19 protein-coding genes are annotated in these 20711 nt (G+C 53.8%); 6 read left to right on the top strand and 13 right to left on the bottom strand.

The genetic code is table 11. From position 1 onward, the window contains the following. Positions 1 to 37: 37 nt before the first annotated feature. Together lexA and GA0061071_RS03375 are read right to left on the bottom strand one after the other, a co-directional pair. Positions 38 to 652 (bottom strand): transcriptional repressor LexA, encoded by a 615-nt coding sequence (gene lexA, locus GA0061071_RS03380; RefSeq protein WP_061498844.1) that lies wholly within the window; start codon positions 650 to 652, stop codon positions 38 to 40. A 108-nt stretch (positions 653 to 760) separates the two neighbouring features. After that, positions 761 to 1129 carry a diacylglycerol kinase gene (locus tag GA0061071_RS03375; protein ID WP_061498849.1) on the bottom strand — a complete coding sequence of 123 codons (369 nt, stop codon included), beginning with the start codon at positions 1127 to 1129 and terminating at the stop codon, positions 761 to 763. A gap of 130 nt (positions 1130 to 1259) precedes the next feature. Between GA0061071_RS03375 and plsB the strand changes: the two genes are divergently transcribed. After that, positions 1260 to 3683, top strand: a complete 2424-nt coding sequence (plsB, locus tag GA0061071_RS03370) for a glycerol-3-phosphate 1-O-acyltransferase PlsB (RefSeq protein ID WP_088237224.1) — start codon at positions 1260 to 1262, stop codon at positions 3681 to 3683. A gap of 42 nt (positions 3684 to 3725) precedes the next feature. On the opposite strand, the gene ubiA is transcribed toward plsB, so the two are convergent. From ubiA to malK, 5 genes are all read right to left on the bottom strand, one after another. After that, complete coding sequence (ubiA, locus tag GA0061071_RS03365; protein WP_088237223.1) at positions 3726 to 4595, bottom strand: 4-hydroxybenzoate octaprenyltransferase; 870 nt, start codon at positions 4593 to 4595, stop codon at positions 3726 to 3728. Between the two features lie 12 nt (positions 4596 to 4607). Next, the gene (ubiC, locus tag GA0061071_RS03360) at positions 4608 to 5105 is read right to left on the bottom strand and encodes a chorismate lyase (protein WP_061498857.1); all 498 of its coding nucleotides are present in this window, start codon (positions 5103 to 5105) and stop codon (positions 4608 to 4610) included. 180 nt (positions 5106 to 5285) lie between these two features. Next, the gene (malM, locus tag GA0061071_RS03355; protein ID WP_061498861.1) at positions 5286 to 6233 is read right to left on the bottom strand and encodes a maltose operon protein MalM; all 948 of its coding nucleotides are present in this window, start codon (positions 6231 to 6233) and stop codon (positions 5286 to 5288) included. Positions 6234 to 6332: 99 nt separating this feature from the next. Then, the gene (locus GA0061071_RS03350; RefSeq protein ID WP_088237222.1) at positions 6333 to 7679 is read right to left on the bottom strand and encodes a maltoporin; all 1347 of its coding nucleotides are present in this window, start codon (positions 7677 to 7679) and stop codon (positions 6333 to 6335) included. Positions 7680 to 7782: 103 nt separating this feature from the next. Further along, a complete protein-coding gene (gene malK / locus GA0061071_RS03345) occupies positions 7783 to 8892 on the bottom strand; it encodes a maltose/maltodextrin ABC transporter ATP-binding protein MalK (RefSeq protein ID WP_061498867.1) in 1110 nt (369 codons plus the stop codon). 370 nt (positions 8893 to 9262) lie between these two features. Here malK and malE point away from each other — a divergent pair, with 370 nt between their 5' ends. The 3 genes from malE (at position 9263) to malG (ending at position 12988) form a co-directional block, all read left to right on the top strand. Further along, positions 9263 to 10453: a maltose/maltodextrin ABC transporter substrate-binding protein MalE gene (gene malE, locus GA0061071_RS03335; protein ID WP_061498874.1), complete on the top strand. Its 1191-nt coding sequence runs from the start codon at positions 9263 to 9265 to the stop codon at positions 10451 to 10453. A gap of 85 nt (positions 10454 to 10538) precedes the next feature. Further along, entirely contained in the window at positions 10539 to 12083 is a 1545-nt protein-coding gene (gene malF / locus GA0061071_RS03330; RefSeq protein ID WP_061498877.1) for a maltose ABC transporter permease MalF, read from the top strand. A 14-nt stretch (positions 12084 to 12097) separates the two neighbouring features. Further along, entirely contained in the window at positions 12098 to 12988 is an 891-nt protein-coding gene (gene malG, locus GA0061071_RS03325) for a maltose ABC transporter permease MalG (RefSeq protein WP_088237221.1), read from the top strand. Between the two features lie 213 nt (positions 12989 to 13201). On the opposite strand, the gene psiE is transcribed toward malG, so the two are convergent. Next, positions 13202 to 13612, bottom strand: a complete 411-nt coding sequence (gene psiE / locus GA0061071_RS03320) for a phosphate-starvation-inducible protein PsiE (protein WP_061498883.1) — start codon at positions 13610 to 13612, stop codon at positions 13202 to 13204. Between the two features lie 137 nt (positions 13613 to 13749). Here psiE and GA0061071_RS03315 point away from each other — a divergent pair, with 137 nt between their 5' ends. Then, entirely contained in the window at positions 13750 to 14259 is a 510-nt protein-coding gene (locus tag GA0061071_RS03315; RefSeq protein WP_061500243.1) for a GNAT family N-acetyltransferase, read from the top strand. 9 nt (positions 14260 to 14268) lie between these two features. Further along, positions 14269 to 14721: an acyltransferase gene (locus GA0061071_RS03310; RefSeq protein ID WP_088237220.1), complete on the top strand. Its 453-nt coding sequence runs from the start codon at positions 14269 to 14271 to the stop codon at positions 14719 to 14721. 50 nt (positions 14722 to 14771) lie between these two features. On the opposite strand, the gene GA0061071_RS03305 is transcribed toward GA0061071_RS03310, so the two are convergent. The 5 genes from GA0061071_RS03305 to pgi form a co-directional block, all read right to left on the bottom strand. After that, positions 14772 to 16868, bottom strand: coding sequence for a YjbH domain-containing protein (locus GA0061071_RS03305; protein ID WP_061498889.1), 2097 nt, complete (start codon positions 16866 to 16868; stop codon positions 14772 to 14774). 2 nt (positions 16869 to 16870) lie between these two features. Then, entirely contained in the window at positions 16871 to 17608 is a 738-nt protein-coding gene (locus tag GA0061071_RS03300; protein ID WP_088237219.1) for a capsule biosynthesis GfcC family protein, read from the bottom strand. Beyond that, positions 17605 to 18258 carry a YjbF family lipoprotein gene (locus GA0061071_RS03295; RefSeq protein ID WP_061498895.1) on the bottom strand — a complete coding sequence of 218 codons (654 nt, stop codon included), beginning with the start codon at positions 18256 to 18258 and terminating at the stop codon, positions 17605 to 17607. The genes GA0061071_RS03300 and GA0061071_RS03295 overlap by 4 nt, the downstream gene beginning before the upstream one ends. 64 nt (positions 18259 to 18322) lie before the next feature. Further along, on the bottom strand, positions 18323 to 18565 hold the full coding sequence (yjbE, locus tag GA0061071_RS03290; RefSeq protein WP_061498897.1) for an exopolysaccharide production protein YjbE: 243 nt from the start codon (positions 18563 to 18565) through the stop codon (positions 18323 to 18325). 443 nt (positions 18566 to 19008) lie between these two features. Beyond that, the gene (gene pgi, locus GA0061071_RS03285; RefSeq protein WP_061498901.1) at positions 19009 to 20658 is read right to left on the bottom strand and encodes a glucose-6-phosphate isomerase; all 1650 of its coding nucleotides are present in this window, start codon (positions 20656 to 20658) and stop codon (positions 19009 to 19011) included. Positions 20659 to 20711: the final 53 nt, after the last annotated feature.

Here is a 20711-nt window from a genome sequence, read left to right as displayed (position 1 = left end):
GGAGCGTAAAACAGCACCGCAGCGAATAAGGGAGGCGTTACAGCCACTCGCCATTGCGAATGACGCCTACCGCCAGTCCTTCAATGGTGAAGTTTTGATCGCGCAGATCAACAACAATCGGGGAAAACTCATTGTTTTCCGGTAACAGTTCAACTGTGTTGCCCTGTTTTTTCAGACGTTTAACGGTCACTTCGTCTTCAATACGCGCCACAACGACCTGGCCGTTGCGTACATCCTGCGTTTTATGCACCGCGAGCAGGTCGCCGTCCATAATGCCGATGTCTTTCATTGACATTCCGCTCACGCGCAACAGGAAATCCGCATGCGGTTTGAAGAGTGCAGGATCGACCTGGTAATGCCCTTCGATATGCTGCTGCGCCAGCAGCGGCTCACCAGCGGCCACGCGGCCGATCAGCGGCAGTCCGAGATCGTCTTCTTCTTCAAGCAGCAAGCGAAGACCGCGTGATGCGCCGGATACGATTTCGATAACCCCTTTGCGCGCCAGCGCTTTGAGGTGTTCTTCAGCCGCATTTGGGGAACGGAACCCCAATTGTTGCGCGATTTCCGCACGTGTCGGCGGCATACCTGTTTGGGAGATGCGATCGCGGATAAGATCGAACACCTCTTGTTGCCTGGCCGTTAATGCTTTCATTCCGCCCCCTGGGTGTATATACAGTTATGCTGTGAGTATATACAGTCAAAGGTGATTTTGGAACCAAATTTAAGCAAATAACCAGAGTGTTATCGAATTCTGGAAGCGTTATCGAAAATGCGACCAGAGCAGTGAGATCCAGGTAAACAGCGCCAGCAGGATAGACATCAGCACCGCTGCCGACCCCATATCCTTCGCTCGCCCGGAAAGTTCATGAAATTCCGCGCCAATCCGATCCACCACCGCTTCAATTGCACTGTTGAGGATTTCAACGATCATTACCAGCGATACCGAACCAATCAGCAGTACGCGCGTGATGGGATCCACATCGAGCCAGCAGGCAATAATAATGGCCAGCACGACCGCGACGGCCTCCTGGCGAAACGCCGCTTCATTTATCCATGCGGCACGAACGCCTTTCCAGGAATAGCCCGCCGCTTTAATGATCCGGGTTAATCCAGTGGTATTATTGGCCATGAAAAGAACCTTTTTATCTAATGAGCATCAATGTCTATGTAAGCACGAAGAGGTACAACAGAAATTATGCGCGCTTTCTGATATTCTTGCGGCGCAATGGCACTATTAACCCAGAGGCTTTACATCCTTTATGTCCGGCTGGCCACGAATTTACTACAAATTACTGAATTTACCATTAAGCGTGCTGGTAAAAAGTAAATCGATCCCCGCAGAACCTGCACAGGAACTGGGTCTCGATACCTCACGTCCCATCATGTATGTGCTGCCTTACAACTCCAAGGCAGACTTGATGACGCTGCGCGCTCAGTGTCTGGCGCATGAGTTGCCAGACCCACTGGAACCGCTGGAAATCGACGGCGCACTGCTACCGCGTTACGTGTTTATCCACGGCGGGCCGCGTGTATTTACCTATTACACGCCAAAAGAAGAATCCATCAAACTGTTCCATGATTACCTGGATCTCCACCGCAGTCATCCGGATTTGGATGTGCAAATGGTACCGGTATCGGTGATGTTTGGTCGCTCCCCCGGGCGTGAGAAGGGCGAAGTCAACCCGCCTTTGCGCATGCTCAACGGCATCCAGAAATTCTTCGCGGTGTCCTGGCTTGGTCGCGACAGCTTTGTGCGTTTTTCACCGCCGGTTTCATTGCGTCGCATGGCGACAGAACACGGCACAGACAAAATTATCGCGCAAAAACTGGCGCGCGTCGCGCGTATGCACTTCGCCCGCCAACGCCTTGCCGCAGTGGGCCCGCGCCTGCCTGCGCGTCAGGATCTGTTTAATAAGCTGCTCTCATCCAAAGCAATTGCCCGAGCAGTCGAAGATGAGGCGCGCAGCAAGAAAATCTCCCACGATAAGGCGCAGCAAAATGCTATCGCATTGATGGAAGAGATCGCGGCGAACTTCTCATACGAGATGATCCGCCTGACTGACCGCATCCTCGGCTTCACCTGGAACCGTCTCTATCAGGGCATTAATGTGCACAACGCCGAGCGCGTGCGCCAGTTGGCCCATGATGGTCACGAGATTGTCTATGTGCCCTGCCACCGCAGCCATATGGACTACCTGCTGCTGTCGTACGTGCTCTATCACCAGGGGCTGGTGCCGCCGCATATCGCCGCAGGCATTAACCTGAATTTCTGGCCCGCCGGGCCGATTTTCCGCCGCCTGGGCGCGTTCTTTATTCGCCGTACCTTTAAGGGCAATAAGCTCTATTCCACCGTGTTTCGTGAATACCTGGGTGAGCTGTTTAGCCGCGGTTATTCCGTCGAATATTTTGTCGAGGGCGGCCGTTCCCGCACCGGGCGTTTGTTGGACCCCAAAACCGGTACGCTGTCGATGACCATTCAGGCAATGCTGCGCGGCGGTACGCGTCCTATCACGCTGGTGCCGATTTACATCGGGTATGAGCACGTGATGGAAGTGGGCACCTACGCTAAAGAGCTGCGCGGGGCGACGAAAGAGAAAGAGAGTCTGTTGCAGATGGTGCGAGGCCTGAGCAAGCTGCGCAATCTGGGCCAGGGGTATGTGAATTTCGGTGAGCCTATCTCGCTGATGAACTACCTGAACCATCATGTGCCGGAGTGGCGCGAGTCGATCGATCCGATTGAAGCTATCCGTCCGGCATGGTTAACGCCGACGGTGAACGGCATTGCCGCCGATCTGATGGTGCGAATTAACAACGCGGGTGCGGCTAACGCCATGAACTTGTGCTGTACAGCACTGTTGGCATCGCGTCAGCGCTCTCTGACGCGGGAGCAGTTAACCGAGCAGTTGAGTTGCTACCTTGAGCTCATGCGTAATGTGCCCTATTCGCCGGATTCAACCACGCCGTCCGCCAGCGCCAGTGAGCTTATCGATCACGCGTTGCAGATGAACAAGTTTGAAGTCGAGAAAGATACTATCGGCGATATCATCATTCTGCCGCGCGAACAGGCCGTGTTGATGACCTATTACCGCAACAACATTGCGCATATGCTGATGCTGCCGTCGTTGCTGGCGGCTATCGTGACCCAGCATCGCGCCATTTCCCAACAGGAAATTCTGCGTCATGTAGAGCTACTCTACCCGATGCTGAAAGCGGAGTTGTTCCTGCGTTGGGAGAAAGCAGAGCTGGCGCAGGTGCTGGAAAACCTGACCCAGGAGCTGCTGCGCCAGGGGCTGCTAACGGTGAAAGACGATCGTGTGAGCATTAACCCGGCGCACTCGCGCACGCTGCAATTGCTCGCCGCAGGCGCGCGCGAAACGCTGCAACGTTACGCCATTACTTTCTGGCTGCTGAGTGCGAACCCGTCGATGAACCGCAGTACGCTGGAAAAAGAGAGCCGTACGCTGGCACAACGTCTGTCGGTGCTGCACGGTATCAACGCACCGGAGTTCTTCGATAAGGCGGTCTTCAGTACGCTGGTGCTGACACTGCGTGACGAAGGCTATATTAGCGATACTGGCGATGCGGAACCCGCGCAGACATTAAGCGTGTACCAGATGCTGGCGGAGCTGATTACGTCGGATGTGCGTTTAACGATTGAGAGCGCAACGCAAGCAGAAGCGTGAAGGTAAGACACCCCTCTCCCGAAAGGAGAGGGGTGAGAAACATCAATGCAGGTAACTGAACGCCAGGCCTAAAAACAGCACCAGGCCCACGTAGTTGTTGTTCATAAAGGCTTTAAAACAGGCGTCGCGTTCACGGCCTGCAATCAGCACCTGCTGGTAGACAAACAGCCCCCCCGCTATCAACACCGTCGCGTAATAGACCCAACTTAACCCGTTCAACCAGCCAATGGATGCCATCAGCACCATCACCGCAACCTGCAAAATACCAATAATCAGCGTGTCGAAACGGCCAAACAGGATCGCTGTCGATTTGATACCAATTTTGACATCGTCGTCCCTGTCGACCATTGCGTATTGCGTGTCGTAAGCCACAGCCCACAAAATATTGGCAAGGAACATGATCCAGCAACTCAGCGGTACTGACTCGCTGACCGCGGCAAACGCCATCGGAATCGACCAGCCAAACGCCGCGCCCAACACCACCTGCGGCAGATGCGTGTAGCGCTTCATAAACGGATAGACCCATGCCAGCGCCAGTGCAGCCACCGACAGCAGAATGGTCATCATGTTGAGCGTCAGCACCAGCGCAAACGCTAACAATACCAGCACCACAAACAGGGTTCGCGCTTCATTCTCCGTCACGGCACCACTGGGCAACGGACGGTTCGCGGTGCGCTTAACATGGCCATCAAACTTACGATCCGCGTAATCGTTCACCACGCATCCGGCGGCGCGCATCAGCCAGACGCCCGCCACAAAGACCAGTAAAATCCACAGCGGCGGCACTCCCGGCGTCGCCACCCATAACGCCCACAGCGTCGGCCACAGCAGTAGCAACGCACCAATCGGCTTGTCCGTACGCATCAGCCGGTGAAAGGCCAACAGCTTATTCTGCGTGAGACTCCACTCCATTTTCGATTCCTCTTAATACAACGGCGACGCAGGCAAAAACAGTTCGGTCAGCATCAACGGTTTCCCGCCCAGACGCAGGCGGGAACGGCGTCCCCAGAGCTGCTCATGACGACCAATTTCAATAAAGTCACGCGTAAGCGTAGAAGAGGTAAAGAGATAACGCCCAAGCGGCGTTGTTCCCAACTGTTGCAGCGCCAGCTCCGGACCACTTAGAGTGGACTCCGGCACCACGGTGCGCCCGGCAAGCCAGGGTTCACCATCCGCACAAAGAATGATTTCGCGCAACCAATAACGCGACTCCTCCGGCAACAGGCCGTGCTCCTGCGTTATCTCGTCTGCGGTGACAAAATCTTCCCGAATCAGCATCACGCTGACCGTTTTGCCCTGCTGCTCAAAACGTTTCGTCATGGAATCTTCCAGCAACAGCCAGTCCAGCAGTTGCGGTTCAAGCGCAGGAATCGCGTCTAAATAGCGCAGCGCACGCAATTGCGTAAGCGCGGGGTGAGACATGCCTTACTCTCCGGTACATAACGTAGGATTATTGTATCGCAGAACAGGCTTTACGGGCGGGGAAAGTTCATTCGGTTTTCATCAGCGCAACAGGTGTGCAACAGCGCACCGCTGCGCCGGAAAAAGGGTGCGTCAGGCGACGCACCAGTTGCTGCAAATATCAGCATTGTGGGGAGACTGTTACCCCTTGCCTTTTACACTGCCGATAAAAGTGGAACGGGCGGTTTTCGACCCGAGGCGCTCTGCTTCATCCAATAATTTCAATGCCTTATCAACGTCACCTTTCGCAACAGCTTGTTTGATGGCCTGGTTAAAATAGCTCTCCGTATCGTTAAGCATCGGTTCGCTTTTCGCCACTGGAGCAGGAGCCGCAGCGGGCGCGGCAGCCGGAGCTGGTTGCGTGCTATAAGCCGGCGCGGCGGTATTGCCCACGGTGACCGGGCCGGGGCCCGAGGAACCAAACAGCGGGCCTACCAGGATGCTGGAGTTGCTACTGTTTTTCACTTTCAGGTTCACCACACCCTCCGCAACATGACGCGCTATCGGATCGGGAATATCAGGGATCGCATTACCCACGCCTTTAGCATAGGCTTTAGCCGGATCAAGCAGTGTGGTGGTTTTTTGCAAATCGCTCGCGGTGGTGAATGCAAGGATATAGAGCTTCTGCTGACCCAGCGCAGGCGTCAGGCGCATAACCCCTTCGAGTCGATCTGCGCTTAACACTCCCGGTTCCTGGTAGGTAAAATAGTTGCTGGGGAAATAGGCCGCAGGCGACATATTCTGATCAAATACCAGCACGTTCGGCGCAAATACCCCAGTGTTTTTATTGACATCGCTTGACAGCGTCAGCGAAAGCTCACCAATGTTAGCTGGCACGCTAAATGCCGCAACTGGCCCGGTAATACCCGGCACATTCAGATGCTGTCCGCCGGTAGCAAGCCGAACTGTCTGGCTTTTGGACGTGTCGACCGGCGTCCAGGTGAGTTGCTGGAGTGCAGATGCCGGGATCGACGGCGCTGCTGTTGTGTTCTGTGGCACGATATTCACATCAGCCAGTGCAAAACCCGGTACACCCGCCAACATACCCGCGGAGAGGCACAGGGCAATGAGGTTTTTTTTCATTTTAATCACCTTCAGGATGCAAAACAGCGTTGGCCAGGCAATAGCGCGCTGTTTGTAAGAATCAGAGGGGCTTGCGCCCCTCTTCTGTTTACGCGAGTAAAGCCCTTACCACCAGATTTCCATCTGGGCACCAAAGCTCCATTCGTCACTGTCGCCACGGCCGAAGCTTGAGCCACCCGTACCATTGCGGGTTGCCAGACCATAGTTGGCGTTAGTGCCCGGGTTACCACTGGTGTTGTAGCCCCATTTTTCGTCCCATTTCGCATAGGTTGCGAATACGCGGATTGCCGGGCGAGACCAGATGCTGTCGCCTGCCTGCCACTGTTGCGCGAGGGTGATTTTGTACTGGTTATTAGTGTCGTTGGTACGCTGAGATTTCACATTGTCGTAGCCTACTTCCAACAGGGTGCTCATGATCGGTGTCCATTTGAACATCGGGCGCACACCAACAGTCCACCATTTGGTGCCGTTGTTGTTATCCCAGTCGATATCCTGATACATACCGACATACATCAAATCCCAACGATCGCCGAGAGAGATAGCACCGTGGTCGAGGATACGCAGCAGGCTGCCGTTGTTATTAGCGCTATAAGGCAACTTACTGTTGCTCTCAATACCGATACCAGAGCCTTGCGATAACCCTTTGCCCTGCGATGTCAGCGCATCAGTTGCGTACTGCACGACAAACTTGTTATAGCCTTTCAGCATGCTTTGAACGTGCTCAGCTGTGAACATCCAGCCGTCTTTCGTTTCAGTATTATCATATAAATGGTAGCCGTCACGGGTATTGGCGCGGCCATAGTCAACACCAAACTCTAACGTACCACCCGGGTTAACGGCCATCTGCGCTAAACGCATGTCAAAAACATCGTTGGCGGTTTTTTCCTTGTAATCGTAAATACTGTTGCTGGCGAAGGTAGCGGAACCACCCGCTTCAGTCGAACGGGTTGCAGCCAAAGAGAGTTTACCGAAGCCAAGATCGACGTTTTCAAGACCCGCACCCGGACCGGAGATATCCCAGTAGTAGAAGTCAATCATGTGTACGTCATGACGCTGGTAGAAACGTTTACCAGCCCAAATGTTGGCGCCTGGCAGAGCATCGATCAGGTTTTTACCCTGCACGTTGGCTTCACGAAATGCCGGGTCCGTTGCTTCCCAGTCATTTTGCTGTGCGACGGAATAAGCAACGTTAGTGTCGAAGTAGAAGCTTTTATCGCCCTCTTTCCACACTTCCTGACCAAGTTTTAATTCCGCGTAGGTTTCGCATTCATTACCGAGACGGTATTTAGAGCCTGCACCTGTCGCCTGGAAGCATTGCTGCTCGCCGCCGCTGCCTGTCCAGCCAATGCCGGAACGGGCATAACCTTTAAAGTCGACGGCGCCCGCCTGTGCAGACAGGATGCCTGCGGCAATGGCGAGTGCCAGTGGAAGTTTGCGCAGAGTAATCATCATTCTATCTCCTGAGATCATTGCTTTTCTTTTTACACATCGCCTTTCGCGCACACGCTTTATCAACGGGTGGCGCGAATGGCTCTGTGTAAGTTTTTTGGAATGCTTAAACGCCAGGCTCTTTATGTAACCGGCGGCAGGCGGTGCCATCTTCACGGAACAGATGGCAACGCTCCGGCGGTAAGCCGATGGCGAATGTGGCACCCTCTTCTACCAGCACCACGTCGGTCTGGCGGTAAACCAGGTTCTGACGTATTGCGGGGATCTGGATATGAATTTGTGTTTCGTGACCAAGCTGTTCTACGACCTGAACTTCGCCTTCCAGCGTGACATCGGCGATGTCGCTTGGAAGCAGATGCTCCGGGCGAATGCCCAGAGACATATTCGCGCCGACCCGCACATTGGCACTGTCTACCGGCAGCCACACTTGCTGGCGGTTAGGCAGCTCAACCTGCACCTGTTCAATGGCGGTGGCAGTGACTTTTACCGGCAGGAAGTTCATCTTCGGCGAGCCGATAAAGCCGGCGACAAAACGGTCAGCCGGGTAGTGATAAAGCTCCAGCGGTTTACCCACCTGCGCCACGCGACCGGCGTCCAGCACCACAATCTTGTCGGCCAGCGTCATCGCTTCGACCTGATCGTGGGTGACGTAAATCATCGTGCGGCCAAGGCGTTTATGCAGACGGGAGATCTCAATACGCATCTGCACACGCAAGGCGGCATCAAGGTTGGAGAGGGGTTCATCAAGCAAGAAGACGCGGGGTTCGGCGACCAGCGTGCGCCCAATCGCTACGCGCTGACGCTGACCACCGGAAAGGGCTTTCGGTTTACGCTCCAGCAAATGGGCCAGTTGTAATATTTCGGCCACTTGCGTTACACGCGCTTTGATCGTCTCTTTTTTCGCACCCGCTAACTTCAGGCCAAAAGACATGTTTTCCGCCACCGAAAGGTGCGGATAGAGCGCATAGGACTGAAATACCATGCCGACGCCGCGTTCGGCGGGAGGAACATCATTCATACGGGTATCGCCGATCAGCAAATCCCCGCTGGTAATGGTTTCCAACCCGGCAATCATGCGCAGCAGCGTCGATTTACCACAGCCTGACGGGCCAACAAACACCACGAATTCACCTTCGTGAATATCGAGATTGATATCTTTCGACACCACCACGTCGCCCCAGGCTTTCGTTACATTACGCAGCTGTACGCTCGCCATGCCCTTCTCCCTTCGTTACAACCTGTCACCAACAGAAACATTCAACGTGGGCTGACTATGGCGCATCAATATCGCGTGTGAATCCTCCACCCCCCTGGTTTTTGATGGGGGAGGAGGCGGGAGGATGAGAGAAGCAGCTCTGCCCCCCAGGCTGAGGGACTGCGGGCAATTTCGTGATGGAGGCTGCAAAAACCGGCGTATTTTTATGTGCGCTGCCACACATAATAAAAATTTGTGTAACAGGGATCACACAAATCCCCCCAGGGGCGTAGGTTTAAGGAGGATGAGAAGCGCTTGTCAAAAAAGGAGACTAATCCCTGTCGAACCACCTGAACGTATCCACGAGCACAACACCTAAAGGACGGGATATATGAAAATCAAAACAGGCGCACGCATCCTCGCATTGTCCGCAGTGGCGACGATGATGTTTTCCGCCTCTGCCCTCGCCAAGATCGAAGAAGGTAAGCTGGTCATCTGGATTAATGGCGATAAAGGCTATAACGGTCTTGCCGAAGTGGGTAAGAAATTTGAGAAAGACACCGGTATCAAAGTCACCGTAGAACACCCGGACAAGCTGGAAGAGAAGTTCCCGCAGGTTGCCGCGACCGGTGATGGCCCGGACATTATCTTCTGGGCGCACGACCGTTTTGGCGGCTATGCGCAGTCCGGTCTGCTGGCGGAAGTTACGCCGGATAAGGCCTTCCAGGATAAGTTGTATCCCTTCACCTGGGATGCGGTGCGCTACAACGGCAAGCTGATTGCTTACCCGGTAGCCGTGGAATCCCTGTCGCTGATTTATAACAAAGATTTGCTGCCAAACCCGCCAAAAACCTGGGAAGAGATCCCGGCGCTGGACAAAGAATTGAAAGCGAAGGGTAAGAGCGCGCTGATGTTTAACCTGCAAGAACCGTACTTCACCTGGCCGCTGATTGCCGCCGATGGGGGTTACGCGTTCAAATTTGAAAACGGCAAATACGACGTGAAAGATGTCGGCGTCGACAATGCTGGCGCGAAGGCCGGTCTTGGCTTCCTTGTGAAGCTGATTAAAGACAAGCACATGAACGCCGACACAGATTACTCCATCGCCGAAGCCGCCTTTAACAAAGGGGAAACCGCGCTGACCATCAACGGTCCGTGGGCGTGGGCCAACATTGATAAAAGCAAAATCAATTACGGCGTCGCCACGCTGCCGACCTTCAAAGGCAAACCGTCCAAACCGTTTGTTGGCGTGCTGAGTGCCGGTATTAACGCCGCCAGCCCGAACAAAGAACTCGCAAAAGAGTTCCTCGAAAACTACTTGCTGACCGATCAGGGTCTGGAAGAAGTGAACAAAGATAAACCGTTGGGCGCGGTGGCGTTGAAAACCTATCAGGATCAGTTAGCGAAAGATCCGCGCATTGCCGCCACCATGGATAACGCGAAAAACGGCGAAATCATGCCGAATATCCCGCAGATGGCTGCCTTCTGGTACGCCACCCGTACTGCCGTTATCAATGCGGTCAGCGGTCGTCAGACCGTCGATGCTGCCCTGAAAGACGCACAGGGTCGTATTACCAAGTAAGCAATATGTCGGGTGGCGCTACGCACAAATCAGGTAAACGCAGCGCCACCTGACATTCGTTTTCAACGTTGTAAAAGGACTTCCCATGGATGTTGTAAGAAAACGCCACTGGTGGCAAAGCCCGCAGCTCGCATGGGCGGCCATTGCCCTTATGGGATTACTGGTGGGATACCTTGTTGTTTTGATGTATGCCCAAGGGGAATACCTTTTTGCCATAACAACGCTGATCCTGAGTTCAGCGGGTCTCTATATTTTCGCCAACCGTAAAGCCTATGCCTGGCGTTATGTCTATCCGGGTCTGGCGGGGATGGGGCTGTTTGTGCTGTTTCCCCTGATCTGCACTATCGCCATTGCCTTTACTAACTACAGCAGCACCAACCAGCTTACCCAGGAGCGCGCCCAACAAGTCCTGCTTGACCGCTCTTACCAGGCAGGAAAAGCCTACAATTTTGGTCTGTACCCGGTGGGTGACAAATGGCAACTGGCGCTGACTGATGGCGACACCGGAAAAAATTACCTCTCCGACGCGTTTAAACCCGGCGGAGAACAGAAAATTACCTTAAAAGAGGTCACGGCTCTGCCCGCTGGCGAGCGCGCCAACCTGCGCGTGATCACCCAACAGCGCCAGGCCCTGAACCAGCTCACCGCCATATTGCCGGATGAGAGCAAAGTTGCCATGAGCTCGCTGCGCCAGTTTTCTGGCACCCGCCCGCTCTATCAGCTGGCGCAGGATGGCACATTAACCAATAACCAGAACGGCGTGAAATACCGGGCCAATAACAACATTGGCTTCTTCCAGTCTGTGAATGCCGATGGCAGTTGGGGCAATGAAAAGTTGAGCCCCGGTTATACCGTCACCATTGGCTGGGATAACTTCACACGGGTGTTCACCGATGAGGGCATCCAGAAACCGTTTGTCGCCATTTTCATCTGGACGGTGGTGTTCTCTGTCCTCACCGTGGTGCTGACGGTGGCGGTAGGGATGGTGCTGGCCTGCCTGGTGCAATGGGAATCGCTGAAAGGCAAAGCGATTTATCGCGTGCTGCTGATCCTGCCCTATGCCGTACCGTCGTTTATCTCGATCCTGATTTTCAAGGGTCTGTTTAACCAGAGCTTCGGCGAAATTAACATGATGCTCAGTACGCTGTTCGGCATCAAACCGGCCTGGTTCAGCGATCCAACAACGGCCCGGACGATGATCGTGATCGTCAATACCTGGCTCGGTTACCCCTACATGATGATCCTCTGCATGGGGCTGTTAAAAGCGATCCCGGACGATCTGTACGAAGCCTCGGCAATGGATGGTGCCGGGCCGTTGCAGAACTTTTTCCGCATCACTTTTCCCCTGCTGATCAAACCGCTCACACCGCTGATGATCGCCAGTTTTGCTTTTAATTTTAATAATTTCGTATTGATCCAGTTGCTGACCAACGGTGGGCCGGACCGCATCGGCACCACCACGCCTGCGGGGTATACCGACCTGCTGGTGAGCTATACCTACCGCATCGCCTTTGAAGGCGGCGGCGGTCAGGACTTTGGCCTTGCTGCCGCCATCGCCACGCTGATTTTCCTGCTGGTCGGTCTGCTGGCTATCGTCAACCTGAAAGCCACACGCATGAAATTCGATTAAGGAGGACGAAAAGTATGGCTATGGTGCAAGCGAAATCGCAAAAGCTGAGATTGTTGGTCACTCACCTGTTATTGCTGGTGTTTATTGCCGCCATTATGTTCCCGCTGCTGATGGTGATCACCATTTCGCTGCGTGAAGGCAACTTTGCCACCGGCAGCTTGCTCCCGGAGACCATCTCCTGGGAGCACTGGCGACTGGCGCTGGGCTTTAGCGTTGAACACGCGGACGGTCGCGTGACACCGCCGCCCTTCCCGGTGCTGCTCTGGCTGTGGAACTCGGTGAAGATCGCCGGGATCACCGCCGTCGGGATTGTCGCGCTCTCCACGACCTGTGCGTACGCTTTTGCCCGTATGCGTTTTCGTGGCAAAGCGACGTTGTTGAAAGGCATGCTGATTTTCCAGATGTTCCCGGCTGTGCTGTCACTGGTGGCGCTCTATGCCTTGTTTGATCGGTTGGGCCAGTACATTCCGTTTATTGGTCTGAACACGCATGGTGGGGTGATCTTCGCCTATATGGGCGGCATTGCACTGCATGTATGGACGATTAAAGGGTATTTCGAAACCATCGACAGTTCGCTGGAAGAGGCCGCCGCGCTGGATGGTGCCACCCCGTGGCAGGCGTTCCGTCTGGTGTTGTTGCCGCTGTCGGTGCCGATCCTGGCGGTGGTGTTTATTCTGTCGTTTATTGCTGCCATCACCGAAGTGCCGGTCGCTTCGCTGTTGCTGCGTGATGTAAACAGCTACACGCTGGCGGTGGGTATGCAGCAGTATCTCAACCCGCAAAACTACCTGTGGGGGGATTTTGCCGCAGCGGCGGTATTGTCCGCCATTCCGATTACGGTTGTCTTCCTGCTTGCGCAGCGCTGGCTGGTTAACGGCCTGACCGCAGGCGGTGTAAAAGGTTAAGTTTCATCGTTGTTATTGCCACTGCACCCTCAACTTGTATGACCCGACACTCTAAATAATTCAGGTTGCAGCAAGGCGGCAAGCGAGAACATCCCAGAACTTACCCGAGTAAGTGACTGTGATGAGTAAGCGCAGTCAACGCCCCTGCAGCAGACTGAAGTATGACGAGTAACTTGTGACTGTTGTTTGGCGGCTTAATCAGCCGCCCTTTTTTTATTCTCGCTTCAGCCGTTTGGAGTTACACAACCACAGCGTGATAACCAGCAGCAGGATCGCCGCCGAGTAGATCAGAACATCCATAGGCGACTGATGATCGACGATAATCAGGCGCACAATCGCAGTAATGCCAATGTAGATGAAATAGCGTAGCGGGAAGTGAAAACCGGACTGAAAGTACTTTACAATCAGCGCGATGAATTCGAAGTAGAGGAAGTAAACCACCAGCCCTTCCACCAGCTCATATTTGCTGGTTTGCACAGGGGCGAACAGCACATCCGCCAGATGCAGCGTCTCCTTCCCCAGAAAGACAATCAGAATCAGGCCGAGGCTCAGCAGGCCGAGGTTAAGCACGGTCTGCAAAATGGTCGAAATATACTCAGCGCGCGGACGCGTTAGCGACGTCATATCAGCACCTCATGCTTAGTGGCGAGCCTCCTGTATAACGCAGAAATGTGATCTGGATCTACATTATTTACTTATATTTTGTGACACCGCGTGATGACATGTTGCATCGTCAACGTTCACGCATGGAGGTCCAAAGAGTGCTGACAATACGTAAAGCAGGCCCGGATGACGCCGCATTATTGAGCGAGATGGGTTATGCCAGTTATTCCCACCACTTTGCTCATCTGTGGCATCAGCAGCATGAGTTGCAGGCTTTTTTGCAGCAAGAGTATTCCCTGAACACATTACAGCAGAGCCTGCAAAGTGATGTCAGTGACTGGTTTATCGCGCAGGATCACGCGCCGGTAGGATTCGCCAAAGTCTCCTGGCACTATACCGGAGAGGGCGATAGCCTTGCGGGTACGCTGCTGCATAAGCTCTATCTGCTTCCCGGCAAAACCGGTAAAGGTTATGGAGAACAGATGATTGCGGAAATAGAACGGAGGGCGAAAAGCCGGGGCGAAACCTTTTTCTGGCTGGAAGTGCTGGATGCCAACCCACAGGCATACCGTTTTTATCTCCGCCAGGGGTTCACGCATCTCAAGGATACCGTGTTCAGTACCCCCTCTCAGCAGAGCCTATTGCATATTCTGGGCAAATCGATTTAAGGAGTGAGAATGGAAGTCCGCCAGACCGGGGTACGTAACGTCACCTGCGGTGAGAATGTGGTGATTTACGAACCCGCCAATTTGTATGGCTGTACGCTGGGTGAGGGCGTTTTCGTCGGGCCATTTGTGGAAATTCAGGGGAATACGCAGATTGGTAACGGCAGCAAAATTCAGTCACACACCTTTATCTGTGAATACGTGACCGTGGGCGAGCGCTGCTTTATCGGCCATGGGGTGATGTTTGCGAACGACATGTTCCGCGAAGGCAAACCCAATCCGGACCGCGAAAGCTGGGGACGCATTGTGATTGGCAATGATGTGTCGATTGGCAGCGGCGCAACGATTCTGGCGGTGACCATTTGCGACGGTGCAGTTATCGGCGCAGGCAGCGTAGTGACCAAATCGATTACCACGAAAGGGGTTTATGCGGGAAACCCGGCGCGGTTGCTGCGCCAGCTATAACCCCCTCTCCTGAGAGAGGGGTGTCCGGTAACGTTCAGCGAAAGAAATGCTTACTGGAAGTTCAGCGTTTTATCGTTGGTCATATTGTACAGCTCAAATTTACGCCCCAGTTTCTGGCCACCGTCACGCGTCAGCGGCGTCCAGCCGATGCCAGCACGACTGCGAGTGGCACCGATACTGAAGAGATCCAGCGGTACTGAAATATAAACCCCTTTGGTGAAGTCCCCTTCCCCGTACTGTGCTGCCGACACGTTGGTGATCGTGGCGTAGGCACCAACCACAACGCCGCTGTCGAAGTGTTTGGAGATGTCCAGCGTGCCGCCTTTATCCCCCGCCAGATACTGCCCGACGCTGGCTTTCACCAATACATCCTGTGCAAACCACGGCGTCCAGTAGGCGGTGAAATGCCCTGTCTTCACGCTGTAATCGGTAAATTTCATCATGTCCTGCGCGCTGCGCCAGTCACGCTGTTTCACGTAGTTGGCATCTACGCCAAACGCCCAGTTACTGTCTACGGGACGCCACATCAGTTCTGCACCGGCCCCGCCATACATGGTTTCCAGATACCCTGCATACACCTGGCCATAAATGTTATTGCCCAGATACTGGAAGTAGTTCGCCTGCATGTTGTTCACGTAGACATCGTTCTGCACATATTCACGCACGCGAGTACGAACGCGCGGCAGCGCTGAGTCCCTTGGCGGGTTGGTATAGTTAAATTTGTCGTAGTTATTGGCCAGGTTACCAAACAGGCTTCCTGTGGTCAGCAGATGATCCGTCCACCACCAATCCGCTGTCGCCATCACGCCGATCTGGTACATGTAGAACCCTTCCGGGCCGCCAAGCGACTGGTTAAGTACCGGATCGATATGGAAGTCAAACGTCGGTCGGTCGATATACCATCCCTGCTCGGTACTTTCCGGCACGATTGGCGTCACGCGTTTTTGCACCAGTTCCGTATCTTGCCCCAACGGTTCGCCTTCAAGATGGCGCTTCAGACTGGCGACATCCGTTTCGGTGGTCACCTGTGGCAAGTGCAGCCGGTTTTCGTTAATACGAATGGTACGAATACCGTCAGGCAGGTCATTCATAATAATGCGGTTAGCCCGCTCGATCCCCTCCTGGGTATTGCGGTACTTCACCTGCTCGCCGGTGACATACAGCGTATCGCCTTTTACCTGAATTTGCGGGTCTGCGAAACCGGCATTGTATTTCAGCAGAGTAAGCTGATTCGCCACCACGGAGTGCTGCAAAATGGCGTCCTGCGGCTCTGGCTGATATCTCGGGCGTGAGTTATCGATATAAGCAGGGCGCAGATCGTTGAAGTTATTGCGCAAGGTAAAGCCGAACATCCAGGTGTTACCGCGCTCATAACTCAGGTTAATGTCGGCCCAATCGGCAACGCGGTAAATAGCACCGACGTTAACGCTGCTGCGCTGCGGCAGTTTACCGGCATAATCCTGCTGATAGTTGTTGCCTTCGTATTCCAGCTTCAGACGCAGCGGGTGCCAGGGCGTCTGGTACTCCACCCCACCAAACAGCGCGGCCGGACCGCGAAACATTTGTGACGTATCCGTTGAGCCTGCGGCTTTATAACGGGTATCACGGGTACAGAACTTCGTGTCGTAGGTACAGAGCGGGTTTTTGATATTGCCGCTGGTACCCAGATAGCCCCAGCCGATACCGAGTGAGAAATCGAACGGTCCCCAGGCTTTGTTCGCCACCAGATATTCACCATCGAACAAACCGGTACCGCCCACGTCACGTGCACCCACGGCCACTTGCGGTAACCAGTAGCCCTCTTCCCACAACCGCACTTTCAAATCAAACGCTTTATCTTTGTAAGATTGATCGCCGGAGAACGCCTCCACGGAACTGTATTTGCGCGTACGCACATCGGTATAACGCAGCGTCGTTTCCAGCCACGGCAACAGTTGCACTGAAGCGGAGTAGAAGCGGTATTGCTTGTTGTCGCGGTAGTTAAGGCTTAGCTCGCCTTCTGGTGCTACACGTGCCGTTGGGGTTTGCAGCAGACCCACACCGCCAAAATCAGACTGGGACGGGCCAACCGGGTCCGGAAACGTTTCTGCGTGACAGGCCGCGCTTACTCCAAGCGCCAACAGGCTTATTACAAACGATTTTTTCATTATTATTCCGGTATCCGATGCGTCAGGGACTCAAGAATGTCGGCATTGAGCTCGTCATAAACGTTGCTCCACAGACCCGGCGCAAAACCCACGAAAATCACGCTACCGGGCATCGGCTCGACGTGGCGTCTGTTCCAGTACGCCACCGGCACTTTCTGTGTTTGACCGGTGGGATAAATCACCCAGGCATAACTACGTTCCGCCCCGCTTAGCAGGTCCATATCATCCAGATAGCTCACCACATCCCGCCCGGGTGTGAACGGCTTCTTGCCAGGGCTACTGATCAATCCCACCACACTAATCGTGTCAGGCTGCGGCCCAACCCACAGGGTGTATTCCCCTTGCAAAGGGCGGTTAGAAAGGCGGTGTAGACGGATATAGTCCGGGTCGAGCGGCACGATTTGCCGACCGGTTACTTTTATCGCCTGCAATTGCCGACGCAGAGCGTTAATGGCCGCGGCAGCATCACCGTCTTCGTCAGCGGCAAGACGACTCAGGCGCTCCAGCAGTGCCTGATGCCGCGCCTGCTGTGCAATGGTAGCCTGTCGTTCGCTGACGACCGCGCCAGGCCACCAGCTGTTCGCCAGTCGGGGTTGCCCAACCAGGTCGACTAAATGCTCAGCATTGGTGAGCTTTTTCGGTGTCGCATCGCCTGCGACATACACATCGACGGTCCCTGTCGCCAGCACCAGCGGGGAAAAGAGTGTGAGTAATAGCGGAAGCAACGCGTACGTTTTCATTCTTTCGCCGCCTTAATCAGGGTCATTTTCACCGGGAAGAATCCCGCGCCGAGAGACTGTACCGACTGGCGGATAAGCCCTTCATCATCTACCCAGTAACGGTTACGCCAGTTTTTCTCTTCGGTGGTGACCTCTTCATCCAGCACGCGAACAACCGTTTCATCACCGGCCAGTTTTATCGTGTCCGTTCCGTTCCAATGGAACTCTGACTGCGCGACGGCATAGCGCACCTGCTTATGCTGTGACCAGCCCATAACGCGCGTCCAACGGGTGCCATCAATAATCTGATTCGGTTTGGCCAACGGATCGGCGCTTAAGTTATTCACTTCAATGAGGTTATCGCCGCCGAGCTTGTCGCCGCCAAGCTGGGTTTTCACAATGCGGGCATTCTGTGTGACGATGACAGCCTGATCCTGGGTCACCCATTTCTGCTGCCCGTTTTCCGCGAAAGCGAGCACCACAAACAGTTGTGGGCCGTCATTAAGCTGCACGTACTGACTGGCATAAGGCATATTGAGCAGTTCGTCATCTGTCAGATGCGCACCAGGGGTACCAAACACACTATTCCAAAGCGACGTTCCCAGGCCTTTGATCGGGCCAGAACATGCCTGAAGGAGCAGGCAAAGCAAAATGATTCCAGGTCGCTTCACGACTCTTCTCCGAAAGGGGCGAAATAACCACACCGAAGTGTGGTTATAGTTAATGCACCCGCTATTACCGGGTACTTGTTGTTGTGGTGGTCGTGGTTCCAGTGTTGGAGCCATCACCGCCACCGACTGCCGCCAGAGCGACACCCGCCGCAGAGCCTACGGTGCTAACGCCCGTCGCTGCAGAACTGCCCGCAGAGACAGAGGTCGCTGCTGACCCTGCTGCTTCACCGACTAATACCGGTGCTGCAAAGGCAGAGGTCGCCGCAAGTGCGGATATGGCAAAAATGCCATACAGGACTTTTTTCATATCAATATCCCTTCATTGAATGAATGGAGATTTACCTGAAAAAACTCAGGCGAGATCGAGTATACACAACTAAAGCAGATGAATTACGCCCCGGGAAATAGGTGAGTGAGTTTTAGGAAAACGGGTATTTAGCGGTTGGGAAGAAAATGAATAAAAAATAAATGTGATATTTATCAAACAATTAAATAATTTCAAAAAGGTGACACAATGAGGCTAGTCCTAAAATTTATAGCAAGGGTCGACGGCGTTGACGACATTTTCGGATAAACCTGATCGTTCATTACGACATTACCGAATCAGATTATTCTTTATAATCTTTCCATAATGAAAATATCAATATTGCCATTACTTATATATCGGCAAGTTCGGGGCACCAATATATAAAACCCGGACGTAATAAATGCAGAGGAAAAAAAAGCGTCGCCGAAGCGACGCTTTCCGGATTAAGCGCGCCAGGACTTATAGCGGTTAATCAGGCCGTTGGTGGAGCTATCGTGGCTCGACACTGCGCTGGCATCGCCCAGCTCCGGCAGAATGCGGTTCGCCAATTGTTTACCCAACTCAACGCCCCACTGGTCAAAAGTGAAGATGTTGAGAATGGCACCCTGGGTGAAGATTTTGTGCTCATAGAGCGCAATCAACGCACCGAGGCTAAATGGCGTGATTTCACGCAGCAGAATGGAGTTGGTCGGACGGTTGCCTTCGAACACTTTGAACGGCACAACGTTTTCCAGCGTCGCCGGATCTTTACCCTGATCGCGATACTCCTGTTCAACCACGTCACGGGATTTACCGAACGCCAGCGCTTCGGTCTGGGCAAAGAAGTTAGACAGCAGTTTCTGATGGTGATCGGAGAGCGCATTGTGGGTTTTAGCCGGTGCGATAAAGTCACACGGCACCATTTTTGTCCCCTGATGGATCAGCTGGTAGAACGCGTGCTGACCGTTGGTGCCCGGCTCACCCCAGATGATAGGGCCTGTCTGGTAATCCACCGCGTTGCCATTACGATCAACATATTTGCCGTTGGATTCCATGTTGCCCTGCTGGAAGTAAGCGGCAAAACGATGCATGTACTGGTCATACGGCAGGATCGCTTCGGTTTCAGCACCGAAGAAGTTGTTGTACCAGATGCCGATCAACGCCAGCAATACCGGCAGGTTTTTCGAAAGCTCAGTGGTGGAGAAGTGCTTGTCCATCGCATGGGCGCCGGAGAGCAGTTCCACAAAGTTGTCGTAGCCTACAGAGAGAATGATCGACAGACCAATAGCGGACCACAAAGAGTAACGACCACCTACCCAATCCCAGAATTCGAACATATTCGCGGTGTCGATACCGAACTCGCCAACTGCTTTGGCGTTGGTGGAAAGCGCCGCAAAGTGTTTCGCTACGTGTTTATTATCACCGGCAGTTTTCAGGAACCAGTCGCGCGCGCTGTGGGCGTTGGTCATGGTTTCCTGGGTGGTGAAGGTTTTGGAGGCCACGAGGAACAGCGTGGTTTCCGGGTTCACTTTTTTCAGCACTTCAGCGATGTGGGTACCATCGACGTTAGAAACAAAGTGCATGTTGAGGTGATTTTTGTACGGGCGCAGTGCTTCGGTGACCATGAACGGGCCAAGGTCGGAACCACCGATACCAATGTTCACCACGTCGGTGATAGGTTTTCCGGTGTAACCTTTCCAGGCACCAGAAATGATCGCTTCCGAGAAAGCTTTCATTTTCTCCAGAACTGCGTTCACTTCCGGCATGACATCTTTGCCATCAACCACAATCGGCGTATTGCTACGGTTACGCAGCGCGACGTGCAGAACCGCGCGATCTTCCGTACGGTTAATTTTCTCGCCAGAGAACATGGATTTAATGGCGCCAGCCAGTTCCGTCTCTTTCGCCAGCGACAACAGGATGTTCAGGGTTTCTTCGGTGATACGGTTTTTAGAAAAATCCACCAGCATCAAATCGTCGAACGTTGCGGAAAACTTGCCAAAACGGTCGCCATCTTTCGCGAACAACTCCGCGAGAGTAACGTCCTTCATGTCAGCGTAATGTTTCTGTAATGCCTGCCAGGCAGAGGTCTGCGTTGGATTGATGTTTTTCATAGCAATACTCTTCTGATTTGAGAATTGTGACTGCGGTCGATTGTAGCGCCTGC

The sequence above is a fragment of the Kosakonia oryzendophytica genome, assembly GCF_900094925.1.
GTDB classification, from domain to species: domain Bacteria; phylum Pseudomonadota; class Gammaproteobacteria; order Enterobacterales; family Enterobacteriaceae; genus Kosakonia; species Kosakonia oryzendophytica.
Note: the sequence above shows the minus strand (reverse complement) of the source record. Positions and strands in the feature narration are given on the sequence as shown.